This is a genomic window from Kitasatospora sp. NPDC057595, assembly GCF_042800875.1.
Lineage (GTDB): Bacteria > Actinomycetota > Actinomycetes > Streptomycetales > Streptomycetaceae > Kitasatospora.
In genome coordinates this window covers 1-16,080 of record NZ_JBHVGL010000019.1, presented here as the reverse complement: position 1 = coordinate 16,080, position 16,080 = coordinate 1, and the positions used below count along the sequence as shown (strand labels likewise).

Sequence of the window (16,080 nt, the reverse complement as noted above, 5' to 3'; positions counted from 1 at the left end):
GTGGCGCCCGGGGGCGCGCCCGCGGCCCCCCCCCCCCCCGCGGGGGACGGGGCGCGGGGGGGGGGGTGGGTGGTGGCGGGGGGGGGGGGGTACGCCCCCCCCGCCCCCCCCCCACGCCCAAGCACCCATCCGTCTACGGCGGACGCAAGGTGTGGCCGCCGGTTCTCGCTCGGATCGAGCGGGACCGCCGGGAGCAGGTGCGGAGTGCGAAGTCGGAATGGCCGACTTCCTACTCCGCAGCGGCAAGGCGCAGCGACGGAGCGGCCTGGGCTTCGAGAGGGGTCTCGAAGCCCAGGCCGCCGCGGGTCAGTTCTGGGTGGGCGAGAGGGTGCCGGACGTGGTGGCGGAGGCGGTGCCGGAGGCCGTGGCGGTGTTGGAGCCGGTGGCGGTGGGCGAGCCGGTGCCGGTGCCGGTCGGGGTTCCCGAGGGGGTCTCGGTGGGCGTGCCCGTGGGGGTGCCGGTCGGGGTCCCCGTGGGCGTTCCGGTCGGGGTGCCGGTCGGCGTGGTCGTCGGCGTCTCGGTGGGCGTACCCGTCGGCGTACCGGTCGGGGTCTCGGTCGGCGTGCCGGTCGGCGTGCCCGTCGGCGTGCCCGTGGGCGTGCCGGTCGGGGTCCCCGTCGGCGTACCGGTGGGCGTGGACGGGTCCGGGGTGCCCGTCGGCGTGGCGGTGGGCTCGGGGGTGCCCGGGGCCGCCGGGGTGACGGGCGGCGGGACCGGGGTGCCCGGGGGGAGCGGCGGCTGGTTGAGCGGGCTGGACGCGATCGGGGTCACCGAGTCCCAGCCGGCCGGCAGGTCCGGCACCTTCCAGGCCCCGCCCGCCTCGTCGGCCGCCCCGTCCGGGTCCGGCCGGACGGCGCCGAGGATCGGGTTGGCCCCGATCGGCCCGACCTTGACGTACGAGCCCGGCCGCGGCGCGTGCACGACGAGCCCGCCGCCGATGTACATCGCGACATGCGTGGCGCCCTCGAAGTAGATGATCAGATCGCCCGGCCGCAGCTGGTCGAGCGGGATGTGCCGGAGCTGCGCCCACTGCTCCTGGCTGGTGCGCGGGATCGGCTTGCCGGCGTGCAGCCAGGCCTGCGAGGTGAGCCCGGAGCAGTCGAAGACGTCCGGCCCGGCGCCGCCCCAGACGTACGGCTTGCCCAGCTGGGCGAGCGCGTAGGCGACCGCGGCGCGGCCGGCCAGCGACGGGGTGCGCTCGCCCTTGCCGAGCACTCCGGTGGCGAGGAAGGCGAGCTGGGCCTCGTCGGCCTTGGCCTTCTCGACCTGCTCCAGCTCGGCGCGCTGGGCACCGGTGAGCGAGGAGACCAGCTGCTCGACGGTGGCGAGGTCGGCGGCGACCTTGGCCTTGGCGGCGTCCTGCTGGGTGACCAGGGTCTGCGAGGTGGCGAGCGCCTCCTCGTTCTGCTTCTGCAGCCCGCCGAGCGCGTCGCGGTCGGCGGTCAGCTTGTTGAGGAACTCGTTCTGCGAGCGGCTGGCGGCGGCGAGCAGCTCGGCGATGGTGACGGCCTCGTACGGGTCCTTGGAGAGCAGCAGCTCCGCGTAGGCGGACGCGGAGCCGTTGCGGTACTGCGCGGCGGCGAGCTGGGCGGCGATATCGGTGCCCGCGTCGACCTGCTTCTGCTGGCGCTCCAGCTTGGCCTTGAGCTCGGTCAGCGCGGCCTGCTGCACGGCGACCCTGTCGACGGCCGCGTTGTACTGCTCGGTGGCGGCCTCGGCGCCCTGGTAGAGCGCGTGCAGCTGGTCGAGCAGCGGGCCGAGGGTGGCCTTGGCGGCGGCGAGCGGGTCGGCACCGGCGGGATCGGCGACGGGTGCGGTGGTGGCCGGCGGGACCGGGTCGGCCCAGGCCGCGCCGGAGGCCAGTGGCAGCGACAGGGCGGCCGCCGCGAGGACGGCACCGCAGCGCAGCGCGGCCCGGACCCAGGCCGGTCGTCTGCCGCCCGCTCCGCCCGTCGGTCGTCCGCCCGTCAGCTCCGCGCGCCGTACCGCCCCGCCCATGGGTCTCGTCCTCCCCGTCCGCCCGCGCTCCGGGGTACCCGGACCTCCGGCAGATCCTGCCACGGGTTACTCGCCGGAAACAGACCGCGCCCGTACGACCCGATGAATTTTTCACCCTTCCTGTGAGGCAACTCTCAGCAAAACGGGCGAAGCGGGCGGATCTCCACTAATGTCCAGCTCAGCGCGGCGGGCGCAACCCTTCGGAAAGGTCCCGGCAACCCCTACGACACCGTCGGAACCTTGATTCAGATGCCAGTTCACCTTCCGTTCACCAAGCGTCCCTAGCGTCGCGCACGACACCAACGTCAGTGCGACAACTACGACGATTGTTTGGGTATGGAACACATCTCGTTCCTGGTGGCCGTTGTGATCATCACGGCGCTCGCCTTCGACTTCACCAACGGGTTCCACGACACCGCCAACGCGATGGCCACCTCCATCGCGACGGGAGCCCTCCGGCCGAAGATCGCAGTCACCATCGCGGCCCTCCTCAACTTCGCGGGCGCGTTCCTCTCCGTGAAGGTCGCCACCACCATCTCCGGCGGCATCGTCAACGAGAAGGCCGGTATCCATCCGGAGATCATCTTCGCCGCACTGGCCGGCGCCATCCTCTGGAACCTGCTGACCTGGCTGCGCGGCCTGCCGTCGAGCTCTTCGCACGCGCTCTACGGCGGTCTGATCGGCGCCACCGTGGTCGGCGTCGGCGCCAACGGCGTCAACTTCGACACCGTGGTCAGCAAGATCCTCATCCCGGCGATCGCCTCCCCGCTGGTGGCCGGCCTGGCCTCCTGGGGCGCCACCAAGCTGGCCTTCGCGATCACTCGCAAGAGCGACGAGAAGACCGTCGGCAAGGGCTTCCGCACCGGCCAGATCTTCTCCTCCTCGCTGATCTCGCTGGCGCACGGCACCAACGACGCCCAGAAGACGATGGGCATCATCACCCTGACCCTGGTCTCGGTCGGCGCCCTGCCGAAGGGCGCGCTGCCCCCCACCTGGGTCATCGTCTCGGCCGGTGCCGCGATCGCGCTCGGCACCTACATGGGCGGCTGGCGGATCATCCGCTCGATGGGCAGCGGCCTGGCGGACATCACCCCGCGCCAGGGCTTCGCCTCCGAGTCGGCCTCCGCGACGGTCATCCTGACCTCGTCCAGCATGGGCTTCGGCCTCTCCACCACCCAGGTCTGCTCCGGCGGCATCATGGGCGCCGGCCTCGGCGGTCCGAAGGCCGAGCTGCGCTGGGGCATGGTCCGCCGCATGGTCTACACCTGGGGCCTGACCCTGCCCGCCGCCGCCACCGTGGGCGGACTCGCGGCCTACCTGGCCGAGCGGGGCAACTGGGGCGTCGCCCTGGTCGGTGCCGCCCTGGTGGCCGGCTCGGGCGCGATGTGGGTCATCTCCCGCCGACAGCCGGTCCACGCGGACAACGTCAACGACGCCTCCGACGTCACCCCGGTCAAGGTCGGCCCGGCCGAGGCCGACCCGGCCGCCGCGCCCGCCTCCCCGACCCCGTCCTCGACCACGGTCGCGGCCTGACCGCCGCCGGCTGAGGAGCTCGAAACACCATGCACATCAAGTGGAACGCCCTGGCCCAGACCGCCGGTGTCAGCTTCGGCATCACCGTCGCCGTGGTCGCCGTCTTCGCACTCGGCATCCTCGCCCTGTCCCGCCGCGAGGCCGCGCTCACCGCGCGCCGCGAGGCGGCCGGCGCCAACGCCGCCCCGGTGACCGGCGGCCGGCTGGCCCTGGCCGGCGCGTACGCCTGCTTCGCCGTCTGCGGCGCGGCGGTCCTCTACGGGCTGAGCCTGATCGCCAATAAGTAGGACGAACACAACGCCGGAGGGCCGGGAGCGCATCACCGCTCCCGGCCCTCCGGCGTTCCAGGACGCGAGGCGACACGAGGCGAGGCGACACGAGGCGACGCGAGGCGGCCGGTCGCGTCCTGGCCGGCGCACGGGGCCGTCCGCGGATCAGCGGCACGACGGCTCGCACCCGGCCCTCCCGCCCGGCTGAACGACGGGCGCGGACCGGAAGGACCGGGAAAGCCACGAGGGTCGCGAGGACCGGGAGCGCCGGGAGGCCCCCGGACCGGGGACGCCTCGCCCGGGCGGGCGGGAGTTCGCGGACGCCCCCCACAACCCGGCCCCCGAACGCACCGCCCCACACGACGACCACGACCACGGCCCGCGCGACAGCACGCCGGAGGGCCGGGAGTGGTGGTCCACTCCCGGCCCTCCGGCGTTGCCGTCCCCGGCGGGTGTCACTCCTGACCGGTGCGCAGCACGGTCTCCCGGATGAACAGCACGGTGACGAAGGCCAGCAGCGCGAACGGCGCCGCCACCAGGAAGATCATGCCGACGCCGTGCCCGAAGGCGTCGGTGACCAGCGGCACCAGCTGCGCGGGCAGCTTGTGCAGGTCCGGGATGCCGCCGCCGAGCGAGCCGCCGCCCGCCGGGACGCCCGCGTCGGCCAGGTTCTCGGCCAGGTAGTGGCCGACCCGGTTGTTCATCAGCGCGCCGAGCGCCGAGACGCCCATCGCGCCGCCCATGGTGCGGAAGAAGGTGACCACCGAGCTGGCCGAGCCGAGCTCCGCGCGCGGCACGGTGTTCTGGACGGCGAGGACGAGGTTCTGCATGGTGAGGCCGAGGCCGATGCCGGTGACCGCCATGTAGACGGAGAGCAGGCCGTAGTCGGTGTCGGCCCGGGCGGTGCCGAGCAGGCCGAAGCCGATGGCCAGCAGCAGCGTTCCGCTGACCAGGTAGATCTTCCACTTGCCGTACTTGGTGATCAGCTTGCCGGCGACGGTGGAGGAGACGGCCAGGCCGAGGATCATCGGCAGGGTCATCAGGCCGGCCACCGTCGGGGACTTGTCCCGGGCGAGCTGGAAGTACTGGCTGAGGAAGGTGGTCGCGCCGTACATCCCGATGCCGACCAGCACGCTGGCGAGCGCGGCCAGGGTGACCGTCCGGTGCTTGAACAGGTGCGGCGGGATGATCGGCTCGGCCGCGCGGCGCTCGACGACGACGGCGAGGGCGCCGAGCAGCAGGCCGCCGCCGACCATGACCGCGGTCTGCCAGGAGAGCCAGGCGTAGTTCTTGCCGGCCAGGGTGATCCAGATCATCAGCAGGCTGACCGCGCCGGTGATCACCAGGGCGCCGAGGTAGTCGATCTTCACCTTGCGCTTGACCACGGGCAGCTTCAGGGTGCGCTGCAGCACCAGGATCGCGGCCAGCGCGAACGGGATGCCGACGTAGAAGCACCAGCGCCAGCCGAGCCAGGAGGTGTCCACGATGACGCCGCCGATCAGCGGGCCGCCGATGGTGGCCAGCGCGAAGACGGCGCCGAAGTAGCCGCTGTACCGGCCGCGCTCACGCGGCGGGACCATCGCGGCCAGGCAGATCTGGGCGAGGGCGGTGACACCGCCGGCGCCGATGCCCTGGAGGGCGCGGCAGGCGATCAGCTCGCCGGTGTTCTGGGAGAGGCCGGCCAGCGCGGAGGAGGCGATGTAGATCACCAGCGCGATCTGCAGCAGCAGCTTCTTGCTGGCGAGGTCGGAGAGCTTGCCCCAGATCGGGGTGGAGGCGGTGAGGGTGAGCAGGGTCGCGGTGATCACCCAGGTGTAGGCGGACTGGCCGCCGTGCAGGTCGGTGAGGATCCGCGGCAGCGCGTTGGAGACGACGGTCGACGAGAGCACGGCGACGAAGAGGCCGAGCAGCAGGCCGGAGAGCGCCTCCATCACCTGCCGGTGCGTCATCGGTTGGTCGGTCGTGTCGGCGGCTCCGGTCGCGGCAGGCGTGGCGGTGACGGTCATCGAGGTCCTTCGGAATAGTTGCCTGTGGCAACCATAAGGCTGATGGTTGACCTAGGCAACATTCGTCAAGAACAAGTAAAGCCCGGACCGATCCCGGCCCGGGCCCCTGGCGTCCACCGCCCCGCGCGCCGCTCAGCCGGCCGGCGCCGGCGCGGCCGCCGCCTCGCCGACCACGTCGTTGAAGCGGTGCAGCAGCTCGGCGAAGCGCACCACGTCCTCCTCCGGCCAGCCACCCATCAGCTCCCGCACCCGGGCCATCCGGGCCGCCCTGGCCGCGAGGAAGCGCCGTCGGCCGTCCTCGGTGAGCGAGACCCGGGCGGAGCGGCGGTCCTGCGGGTCCACCTCCCGGGCCAGCAGGCCCAGCTCCTCCAGCGCCCGGATCTGCCGGCTGATCGTCGCCTTGCCGACCGCGAAGTGCACGCCGACGTCGGTCACCCGCACCGACCCGGCCTGCTCGACGTAGCTCAGCAGGCTGTACGCCATGCCCTCCAGCTGCGGGTGGACCCGCCGGGACAGCTCGGACATCCGGGCCCGGCCGCGCCGGAACAGCACCCCCACCTCGCGCTCGACCGCCAGCAGCGGGTCCTCGTCCTGCGGGGCCTCGGCGCGGTCCTCGTCCTGCGTACTCACCGCGTCAGTATCCCGCAGCCCGTCCGGAGCGCCCCGGCGCGGGAGAAACCTCGACGAAACTAGTTCATGCTATTAAGTACCCGGTTTCCCCCGATACGCAAGGAGATGTGCATGACCGCCCCAGGGCAGCAGGGACCCGAGCCCGCCGAGGCACCGGAGCGCACGGCCGAACCGGCACCGAAGAAGGGCTTCGCCGCCGAGCTGAAGGGCGCGGTCACCCCGCGCGCGGCGCTGCTGGTCATCGGCGTGCTGCTCCTCCAGCTGGGCTTCGTCACCTCGTACGTCGGCGCGCTGCACCAGCCGAAGCCGCACGAGCTGTCGATCGCGGTGGTCGCCCCGCCGCAGGTCGCCCCCAAGCTGGTCCAGGGCCTGGAGTCGGTCCCGGACGAGGCCGTGAAGGCCGTCACCGCGCCGGACGCGGAGGCCGCCACCCAGCAGATCAAGGACCAGAAGATCTACGCCGCGCTGGTGGTGAACCCGGCCTCCACCGAGGACGTGCTGCTGGTCGCCAACGCGCGCGGGCCGTCCGCGGCCCGGGCCGCCGAGAGCATCGTCACCGGCCTGGAGAAGAGCCAGGGCCGCACGGTCGTCGTCCAGGACGTCGTGCCTCTCGCCACGGGCGACGCCAACGGGCTCTCCTCCTTCTACCTGGTGATCGGCTGGTGCGTCGGCGGCTACCTGGTCGCCTCGATCCTCGGTGTCAGCGCCGGAGCCAAGCCGTCCAACACCCACCGGGCGCTGATCCGGCTCGGCACCCTGGCGGTGTACTCGATCGCGGCCGGCATCGGCGGTGCGATCATCGTCCAGACGGTCCTGGACGCGCTGCCCGGCTCGTTCTGGGCGATGTCCGCCCTCGGCGCGCTGGTGGTCTTCGCGGTCGGCGCGTTCACCATGGCCCTGCAGTGCCTGTTCGACATCATCGGCATCGGCATCGCGGTGCTGATCTTCGTGGTGCTCGGCAACCCGAGCGCGGGCGGTGTCTTCCCGCCGCCGCTGATGCCGCCGTTCTGGCGGGCGATCGGCGCCTGGTTCCCAAACGGCGCCGGCACCGACGCGGCCCGCTCGATCGCCTACTTCGACGCCACCAACCTGACCCAGCCGCTGCTGGTCCTGCTGGCCTGGGCGCTGGTCGGCATCGGCATCACCTTCGCCGCCGTCCTCGGCAAGCCCTCGCGGCTGAGCCGCGAGCTGGTCAAGGACTGACGGCACGGCCCCTAGGGTTCCTCCAGCCGGCCCGGGTCGGCGAGCAACGACCGGACCACGCCGACCGCGGCCCCCAGCAGGGGGCCGCGGCGGCCCAGCCGGGAGACCGTCAGCCGCTCGTCCGACCAGGGCCGGACGGTCACCCGGGCGGTCAGCTCGGCCCGCATCGCGGGCAGCAGCCAGGGCGCCAGCCGGGCGTAGCCGCCGCCCAGCACCACCTCGGCCGGGTCCAGCAGGTTGACCGCCCCCGCCGCGGCGATGCCCAGCGCGGCACCGGCGCCGCCGAGCGCCGCCCGCACCTCCTCGTCCCCGGCCTCGGCCCGCTCCGCGAGCAGCGCCACCCAGTCGCCCCGGACGCCCTCCAGCCCGGCCGCCCGCAGCACCGCCGACTCCCCCGCGTACTGCTCCAGGCAGCCGTGCGCCCCGCACGCGCAGCGCGGCCCCTCCGGATGCACCGGGACGTGGCCCAGCTCGCCCGCGTAGCCGCGCGCGCCGCGCAGCAGCCGGCCGTCGACGACGATCGCCGAGCCGACCCCCGCCTCGGCGGAGACGTGCAGGAAGTGCCCCGGACCGTCGCCCAGCCAGAGCTCGGCCAGCCCGCCGAGGTTGGCCTCGTTGTCGGCCCGCAGCGGGAGTTCGGCCAGCTCCTCGGCGTTGGCGGCGCGCAGCGCCAGCCGCAGCTCGGCGACGGCGGCGACGTCCCGCCAGCCCAGGTTGGCGGCCCGCCGGAGCAGCGCGCCGTCGGCGCCGACCAGTCCGGGCACGGCCAGCGCGAGCCCGGCCGGGCGCAGCCCGGCGTCCGCGACGGCCCGGCGGAGCAGTTCGGCGAGGTCGGCCATCACGGCGGCGGGCTGCCGCCCCCGGTTGCGGATCTCCTGGCGGCGCCAGGCGCGGACCTCGCCGCGCAGGTCGACCACGCAGGCGCCCAGGTGCTCCACCCCGATCTCGGCGCCGAGGCCGGCCGGGCCGTCCGGGTTGAGCCCGAGCGCGGTGCCGGGGCGGCCGACCTTGCCGCTGGGCGCGGCCGGGCCCTCCTCGACCACCAGTCCGGCCGCGATCAGCTCCTCGGCGAGCGAGGAGACGGCGGCCCTGGTCAGCCCGCTCTCGGCCGCCACCTCGGCGCGGGAGCGCGGGGCGCGGGAGACGACCCGCAGCACCAGCGCCAGATTGGCCCGGCGCATGCCCTGCTGGCTCGCGGGCCCGGCCTCACGCCCCGGACCGTCCGGCTCACGCATCGCCCTCACCCGCTCCGGCCTCCGCCGACCGCACCGACGGGACCGGGCCTCGCCGGCCCTCGGGGCCCGGATCGGCGAACACCCCGGCGGTGTCCGCGACGGGCTGCTCCATCCGGGTGAAGACCCAGCGCCGCATGGCCCAGAAGCGGAACAGCATCGCCGCGAAGGTGCCCAGCACCATCCCGCTCAGGAAGTCGGCCACCTCCCGGGTGACCGGGCCGACCCGTGGCTCGCGCAGCCCGAACACGTAGCGCGAGGCGATCAGCGGCAGCACGTTGACGACGATGGCGACGGCGCTCACCAGCAGGAACAGCAGCGGTTCGCGCCGCCGCCAGGAGGAGCGGAAGCTCCACCGCCGGTTGAGCACGTAGGAGACGGCGGTGCCGGCCACCGTCGCCACGGTCAGCGCCAGCACCGGCTTGCGCTCCAGCAGGGTCAGCCGCAGCGCGTAGTTGATCAGCAGCGTCAGGGCGAAGCAGCCGCTGCCGACCAGCAGGAACTTCACCAGGCTCCGGTGCCGGACCAGGAAGGGGCGCACCCGCTCCGGGACCCGGGCCAGGGCGCGCTGGGTCAAGGACGGCACCCTCGCAGTCTGGCACGCGGCACGCGGCCCGTCCCCTCCGGCGATCCACCGGACGGGACGGGCCGCGGACCGGCCGCGACGGGCCTCGCGACGGGCCTCACGACGGCCCCCGCGGGTCGGTCAGGCCGCCGCCACCAGCACACCGGCCGGCTCCAGGGCCAGCTCCAGCACCTCCCGGACGTCCGCGACCGGGTGGACGCTCAGCCGCTCCAGCACCTCGGCGGGGACGTCGTCCAGGTCGGCCTCGTTGCGCTTGGGGATGATCACCGTGGTGATCCCGGCCCGGTCGGCGGCGAGCAGCTTCTGCTTCACCCCGCCGATCGGCAGCACCCGCCCGGTCAGCGACACCTCACCGGTCATCGCCACGTCGGTGCGCACCTTGCGCCCGGAGAGCAGCGAGGCCAGCGCCGTGGTCATGGTGATGCCGGCGCTCGGCCCGTCCTTGGGGACGGCCCCGGCCGGGACGTGCAGGTGCACGCCGCGGTCGCGCAGCGAGGTGACCGGCAGCTCCAGCTCGGCGCCGCGTGAGCGCAGGTAGGAGAGCGCGATGTGCGCGGACTCCTTCATGACGTCGCCCAGCTGGCCGGTCAGGGTCAGCCCGGTGCCGCCGGTCTCGGCGTCGGCGAGCGAGGCCTCGATGTAGAGCACGTCGCCGCCGGCCCCGGTGACCGCCAGTCCGGTGGCCACGCCGGGCACCGCGGTGCGCCGCTCGGCGGGCTCCTGGGCCGCCTCCGGGACGTGGTGCGGCCGGCCGATCAGGGCGCGCAGGTCGTCGGCGCCGATCGCGGCGGGCAGCTCGCGCTCGCCCAGCTCGTGCTGCGCGGCAACCTTGCGCAGCACCCGGGCGATGGCCCGTTCGAGGTTGCGCACGCCCGCCTCGCGGGTGTACTCGCCGGCCAGCCTGCGCAGCGCCGGCTCGTCGACCGCGACCTCCTCGCCCTTCAGCCCGGCCTTCTCCAGCTGGCGCGGGAGCAGGTGGTCACGGGCGATGACGACCTTCTCGTCCTCGGTGTAGCCGTCCAGGCGGACCAGCTCCATCCGGTCGAGCAGCGGCTCGGGGATGGCCTCCAGCACATTGGCGGTGGCGAGGAAGACCACGTCGGAGAGGTCCAGCTCGACCTCCAGGTAGTGGTCCCGGAAGGTGTGGTTCTGCGCCGGGTCGAGCACCTCCAGCAGGGCGGCGGCCGGGTCGCCCCGGTAGTCGGAGCCGACCTTGTCGATCTCGTCGAGCAGGACGACCGGGTTCATCGAGCCGGCCTCCTTGATGGCGCGGACCAGCCGGCCGGGCAGCGCGCCGACGTAGGTGCGCCGGTGGCCGCGGATCTCCGCCTCGTCCCGGACGCCGCCGAGCGCGACCCGGACGAACTTGCGGCCCATGGCGTGGGCCACCGACTCGCCGAGCGAGGTCTTGCCGACGCCGGGCGGGCCGACCAGGGCCAGCACCGCGCCGCCGCGGCGCCCGCCCACCAGGCCGAGCCCCTGGTCGGCCCGGCGCTTGCGGACGGCCAGGTACTCGACGATCCGCTCCTTCACGTCGGCCAGGCCGGCGTGGTCGGCGTCCAGCACCGCGCGGGCGCCGGCGATGTCGTAGGAGTCCTCGGTGCGCTCGTTCCAGGGCAGCTCCAGGACGGTGTCCAGCCAGGTGCGGATCCACGAGCCCTCGGGCGACTGGTCGCTGGAGCGCTCCAGCTTGTCGACCTCCTTGAGCGCGGCCTCGCGGACCTTCTCCGGCAGGTCGGCGGCCTCCACCCGGGCGCGGTAGTCCTCCTCCTCGTCGGCCGGGTCGCCGTTCAGCTCGGCCAGCTCCTTGCGGACGGCCTCCAGCTGGCGGCGGAGCAGGAACTCCTTCTGCTGCTTGGCCACGCCCTCCTCGACGTCCTTGCGGATGGTGTCGTTGACCTCCTCCTCGGCGAGGTGGTCGCGGAGCAGGCCGAGCGCGTACTCCAGTCGCGCGACCTGGTCGGCCTCCAGCAGCACCTTGAGCTTCTGCTCGGCGGTGACGAAGGACGCGTAGCCGATGTTGTCGGCGAGCTCGCCGACACCCTCGATGGCGGCCACCCGGTCGACGATCTGCCAGGCGCCGCGCTTGCGCAGCCACTGGGTGGACAGGTTCTTGTACTCCTTGACCAGCTCGGCGGCCCGCCCGGCCACCGGGGTGCCGACCGAGGACTCCCGGAACGGCGTGGTCTCCACCCAGAGCGCGGCGCCGGGCCCGGTGGTGCCGACGCCGATCCGCACCCGGCGCACCGCGCGCACCAGCGCGGCCGGCTGCCCGATCGCATTGGGGCCGTCGGCCAGCCGGCCGACCTGCTCGACGGTGGCGAGGGTGCCGACCGCCGCGTACGAGCCGTCCACCCGCGGCACCAGCAGGACCTGGGGCTTGCCGGTGCTGCCGGGGGCGGCGGCGCGCGCGGCCTCGACGGCGGCGCGGACCTCGGTGTCCTTCAGGTCCAGCGGAACGACCATGCCCGGCAGGACGACCTCGTCGTCGAGCGGCAGCACGGGCAGGGTGAGCGGTGTGGACGTCGATGCCATGATCTCTCCCCAGTCAGCGAACTTGAGTCGACCTGACTAAGGCTTCGCGGCCGCCGGATGTTCCCCGGGCCGCGTTCGCCGTGAGCGAACGGCCGAGGAGTCCCGGCCGGGCCGTCAAAAACGGGACCGGCCCCGGCTCAGAGCCGCTCCAGCACCGCACCCCGCCCCGCCCCGGAAGCCGGCGCGGAGGCCGGCGCGGAAGCCGAACGGGGGCGCCCGGCGAACGCTCCGAGCCGGTTGCGGCGCGGCCGGTGCCCGTCCCAGCGGCGCAGCCACCGCCACAGCGCCACCCCGGCCAGCAGCGCCGCCGGGTGACCGACCCCGGTGACGAGGTCCCGGTCCTCGGCGATCTGCCCGGCGATCAGCGCGGCGGCCAGTCCGAGCGCGACCACCCGCCCGCCCGGCCGCAGCAGCCCGGCCAGCGCGCCGAGACTGGCCAGCACGCCGTAGCTGACGCCGATGTCCAGGTAGTCCATCGCGGCCGGCTCCAGCCGCCCGGCCTCCACCCCGACGACGACCACGCCCTGGGAGAGCAGGGTGGCGCCGATGTGCCCGGCGGCGAAGACGGCGGCCGCCCGGACGGGGCCGACCCGGCGCTCCAGCGGCGCGACGGTGAGGGCGAAGGCCCACAGGTAGGGCACCCAGTTCGGGCCGGCCACCCAGAAGCCGCTCAGCAGCAGCGCGCGCAGCGGGTGCTGGAGCAGGTTGTGCCCGTCCGAGCTGGACGCCTCCTGGAGCCGCAGCACGAGGTCCGGGTCGGCCAGCTGGGCGAAGGTGGTGGTGACGCCGACCACGGCGAGGTAGCCCAGCGCGAAGGGATTGCGCCGCGGGGTCGGCACCCGGGCCAGCAGCCAGTCGGCCGCCCCGGCCCGCAGACCGTGCCGGAGCATCCCGTACGGCGGACCGCCGCGCCCGGCGCGCACCTGTCGCTCCGTCATGCCGCCTCCGCTCCGCCGCCCGTGACCGTCGCCCCCGCGCGTGTCCAACGTTCCGGCGCGTACCGGAAATCCCACCCCCCGTGATTTGTCGTGGCCACGGTACGGCCGGCGGCTGGGAGCACGCTGGGAGAACGCTGGGCGCGGGGGGATCGAGGGGTGGTCGAATTGGTCCATACCTTCTCCCCCTATACCGGTGCCCGTCCCCGCTGACCGGCGCCTTGGCGTCGATCGATGTGCATACGTACCGTTACGGAGTGAAAAAACGCCGGGTAAGGTATCGGCCCGTGCCCACTTCCGAGTGGGCCCGACGGCCGGCCCGGCAAGCCGGCCCGCGGGCCGGAAATGTCCGGTCCACCTGCCGGGAATCACCCGCTGTCCGTACGCTGCGAGGTGTGCGGGACAAGTGAGCGGCGCACGCCCGCTCGCCGGCACCGCGCACGCGACGGGACGGCGGACCCGGCACAGTCCACGACGGAACAAGACTACGAGCGGAGCCTTCGCCATCCCCACAGGTGGCCGGCCCGCAGCCCTGGGGGCGGTGGCGTGACCGTGACAGAAATTCAGCAGGACAACCAGAACGCCGGCGGCACGGTGAGCAGTCAGCGCAGAGTGCTGGTGGTCGAGGACGAGCCCACGATCGCCGAGTCCATCGCGGCCCGGCTGGGCGCGGAGGGCTTCAAGGTCGCCGTGGCCCACGACGGCCCGGGCGCCGTCGACGGCTTCCACACCTGGCAGCCCGACCTCGTCGTCCTCGACATCATGCTGCCCGGCTTCGACGGCCTGGAGGTGTGCCGCCGGATCCAGGCCCAGCGCCCGGTACCGGTCCTGATGCTCACCGCGCGGGACGACGAGACGGACCTGCTGGTCGGCCTCGGCGTCGGCGCCGACGACTACATGACCAAGCCCTTCTCCATGCGCGAACTGGCCGCCCGGGTCAATGTGCTGCTGCGCCGCGTCGAGCGCGCCCAGCAGGCCGCCCGCACGCCCGCGCTGGGCAGCCTGCGCTTCGGCGAGCTGGAGATCGACCACGTGCAGCGCCGGGTCCGGCTGGCCTCGGGCGACGTCCACCTGACGCCGACCGAGTTCGACCTGCTCGCCTGCCTGGCCGCCCAGCCGCGCGCCGTGCTCACCCGCGAGCAGCTGCTGGCCGAGGTCTGGGACTGGACCGACGCGTCCGGCACCCGCACCGTCGACAGCCACGTCAAGGCGCTGCGCCGGAAGATCGGCGCCAGCTGGATCCGCACCGTGCACGGCGTCGGATACGCGCTGGAGGCCCCGCTCTCGTAGCGGCGCACCCTCGGACAACGGGCCGCCGGGGGGCCCGTGCCACGGACGCCGTGCGACCCACGCGGGGGATCACAGGGGACCAATGACCTTTCCACAGCAACGCAACGGGGACCTCGCCGGCAGCCGGCCGCCCACCCTGGCCGCCCGCGCCGCGAGAAGGGTCTGGGCCGACATCCGGCCGCTCGACCCGGTCCGCTCGATCAAGGGCAAACTCGCCCTCCTGGTGATCGTGTCCGTCTTCCTGGCCACCGGCATGGTGGTCGTGGCGATCCGGTCCGAGACCCAGATCCGGATCATCATGATCTTCTCGATGATCGCCTCACTGCTCTTCATGCAGTTCCTCGCGCACGGGCTGACCGCCCCGCTGCGCGACATGACCGCCGCCGCCCGCGCGATGGCCTCCGGCGACTACAGCCGCCGGGTCGAGGTGAACTCGCGCGACGAGATCGGCGAGCTCGCCGCCACCTTCAACCAGATGGCGGCCGACCTGGAGGCCGCCGACCGGCACCGCCGCGAACTGGTCGCCAACGTCTCGCACGAGCTGCGCACGCCGATCGCCGCGCTGCACGCCGTGCTGGAGAACGTGGTCGACGGCGTCGTCCAGCCGAACCCGGCGACCCTGGGTGCCGCGCTGGAGCAGACCGAGCGGCTCGGCCGGCTGGTCGCCCACCTGCTGGACCTCTCCAAGATCGACGACGGCGTGGTCGACCTGGACGCCCGCCCCTTCGAGGTGCGGGAGTTCCTGGACGGCGTGCTGCGCGGGGTCACCGTGGACGGCGCCACGGCGGGCGGGGCGTTCTCCCGGCGCGGCGACGTCCGGCTCGCGCTGGAGGTGAGCCCGGTGGGCCTGACCGGCGTCGCCGATCCGGAGCGGCTCCACCAGGTGGTCGCCAACCTGGTCGACAACGCCTGCAAGCACTCCCCGCCCGGCGGCACCGTGACGGTCCGCGCCCGGCCCGGCGAGGGGCCCGGCGCGCTGCTGCTGGAGGTCGAGGACGAGGGTCCCGGCATCCCCGCGGCGGACCGGACCCGGGTCTTCGAGCGGTTCGGGCGCAGCGGCACCGCGACCGCCGCCGGTCCTGGCGCCGACGGCGGGACCGGCCTCGGCCTGGCCATCGCCCGCTGGGCGGTGGACCTGCACGGCGGGCGGATCGAGGTCGCCGAGGCCGCCCGCGGCTGCCGGATCGAGGTCCGGTTGCCCGGCCCGCGCTGAGCACCGCGCGCGGGCCGGGCAACCGGACCGGACGGCGGCCGGGCGACGGCCGGACGACGGCCGGGCCCCGGGGAAGAGGACAAATGTCACAGAACCGACACAGACCCGACCCCGGGGCCCGTACCCCACCTTGTCCGCTTTTGCCACCATTTGGGTGGCGATCAGAACCGGTCGGTTCCCCTCCGCTGCGGGTTTCTAACGCACATTTTCAGCCAAACCGCAGGTCAGGACTGTGATCTGGGCGACGCCTGCCCCCCGGGGACTGCGCGATCACTGGTCGGAGGCGTAGCCTTAATCCCCGCTGTCCAAACATCCCAAAAGGAAGCGGAAGAGGGCGGTTGCCGCCGTGTCGCCACAGTCCCCTGAACACCCCAACAGCTCGGCAAGCTCCACTGGCTTCGGCCCCAATGAGTGGCTCGTCGACGAGATCTACCAGCAGTACCTCCAGGACCCGAACTCGGTCGACCGAGCCTGGTGGGACTTTTTCGCCGACTACAAGCCCGGTACCGAGGTGACCCCAGTGACCCAGGCCGCGACCCAGGCCGGCGCTACGCCGACCCCCGCCGCCGCCCCCGCGACGCCCGCCGCCGCTCCGGCCGCCCAGGCCCCGGCCCCCGCGCCGGTGCAGCCGGCCCCGGCCGCCCCCGTGG

The 16,080-nt window shown here is 73.9% G+C and carries 13 protein-coding genes; 6 read left to right on the top strand and 7 right to left on the bottom strand.

Translation table 11 applies throughout. The annotated features are described in order from the left end of the window. Nucleotides 1-306: 306 nt before the first annotated feature. The gene (locus ACFU9E_RS25785; protein WP_380689498.1) at nucleotides 307-1,998 is read right to left on the bottom strand and encodes an NlpC/P60 family protein; all 1,692 of its coding nucleotides are present in this window, start codon (nucleotides 1,996-1,998) and stop codon (nucleotides 307-309) included. A 336-nt stretch (nucleotides 1,999-2,334) separates the two neighbouring features. Between ACFU9E_RS25785 and ACFU9E_RS25780 the strand changes: the two genes are divergently transcribed. Further along, on the top strand, nucleotides 2,335-3,531 hold the full coding sequence (locus ACFU9E_RS25780) for an anion permease (RefSeq protein ID WP_380689496.1): 1,197 nt from the start codon (nucleotides 2,335-2,337) through the stop codon (nucleotides 3,529-3,531). Between the two features lie 29 nt (nucleotides 3,532-3,560). Continuing rightward, nucleotides 3,561-3,818 (top strand): hypothetical protein, encoded by a 258-nt coding sequence (locus ACFU9E_RS25775; RefSeq protein ID WP_380689494.1) that lies wholly within the window; start codon nucleotides 3,561-3,563, stop codon nucleotides 3,816-3,818. A 437-nt stretch (nucleotides 3,819-4,255) separates the two neighbouring features. Here the strand turns inward: ACFU9E_RS25775 and ACFU9E_RS25770 are convergent, their stop codons facing one another. Continuing rightward, nucleotides 4,256-5,806: an MDR family MFS transporter gene (locus ACFU9E_RS25770; RefSeq protein WP_380689557.1), complete on the bottom strand. Its 1,551-nt coding sequence runs from the start codon at nucleotides 5,804-5,806 to the stop codon at nucleotides 4,256-4,258. A 132-nt stretch (nucleotides 5,807-5,938) separates the two neighbouring features. Next, the gene (locus tag ACFU9E_RS25765; RefSeq protein WP_380689555.1) at nucleotides 5,939-6,436 is read right to left on the bottom strand and encodes a MarR family winged helix-turn-helix transcriptional regulator; all 498 of its coding nucleotides are present in this window, start codon (nucleotides 6,434-6,436) and stop codon (nucleotides 5,939-5,941) included. A 111-nt stretch (nucleotides 6,437-6,547) separates the two neighbouring features. Here ACFU9E_RS25765 and ACFU9E_RS25760 point away from each other — a divergent pair, with 111 nt between their 5' ends. Beyond that, nucleotides 6,548-7,639, top strand: coding sequence for an ABC transporter permease (locus ACFU9E_RS25760; RefSeq protein ID WP_380689553.1), 1,092 nt, complete (start codon nucleotides 6,548-6,550; stop codon nucleotides 7,637-7,639). 11 nt (nucleotides 7,640-7,650) lie between these two features. Here ACFU9E_RS25760 and ACFU9E_RS25755 read toward each other — a convergent pair whose 3' ends face one another. The 4 genes from ACFU9E_RS25755 to ACFU9E_RS25740 form a co-directional block, all read right to left on the bottom strand. Then, nucleotides 7,651-8,874, bottom strand: coding sequence for an ROK family protein (locus ACFU9E_RS25755; RefSeq protein WP_380715375.1), 1,224 nt, complete (start codon nucleotides 8,872-8,874; stop codon nucleotides 7,651-7,653). Then, nucleotides 8,867-9,457, bottom strand: a complete 591-nt coding sequence (locus ACFU9E_RS25750) for a GtrA family protein (RefSeq protein ID WP_380686879.1) — start codon at nucleotides 9,455-9,457, stop codon at nucleotides 8,867-8,869. The genes ACFU9E_RS25755 and ACFU9E_RS25750 overlap by 8 nt, the downstream gene beginning before the upstream one ends. 120 nt (nucleotides 9,458-9,577) lie before the next feature. Then, nucleotides 9,578-11,992, bottom strand: a complete 2,415-nt coding sequence (lon, locus tag ACFU9E_RS25745) for an endopeptidase La (protein ID WP_380686877.1) — start codon at nucleotides 11,990-11,992, stop codon at nucleotides 9,578-9,580. Nucleotides 11,993-12,129: 137 nt separating this feature from the next. Beyond that, complete coding sequence (locus tag ACFU9E_RS25740) at nucleotides 12,130-12,930, bottom strand: rhomboid-like protein (RefSeq protein WP_380686875.1); 801 nt, start codon at nucleotides 12,928-12,930, stop codon at nucleotides 12,130-12,132. Nucleotides 12,931-13,479: 549 nt separating this feature from the next. On the opposite strand from ACFU9E_RS25740, the gene ACFU9E_RS25735 reads away from it, so the two are divergent. The 3 genes from ACFU9E_RS25735 to ACFU9E_RS25725 all read left to right on the top strand — a co-directional run. Next, nucleotides 13,480-14,217, top strand: a complete 738-nt coding sequence (locus ACFU9E_RS25735) for a response regulator transcription factor (protein WP_344337269.1) — start codon at nucleotides 13,480-13,482, stop codon at nucleotides 14,215-14,217. Between the two features lie 82 nt (nucleotides 14,218-14,299). Beyond that, nucleotides 14,300-15,430, top strand: a complete 1,131-nt coding sequence (locus tag ACFU9E_RS25730; protein WP_380715373.1) for an ATP-binding protein — start codon at nucleotides 14,300-14,302, stop codon at nucleotides 15,428-15,430. Between the two features lie 346 nt (nucleotides 15,431-15,776). After that, nucleotides 15,777-16,080 (top strand): hypothetical protein (locus tag ACFU9E_RS25725; RefSeq protein ID WP_380715371.1); only part of this gene is annotated, 304 nt, incomplete at its 3' end.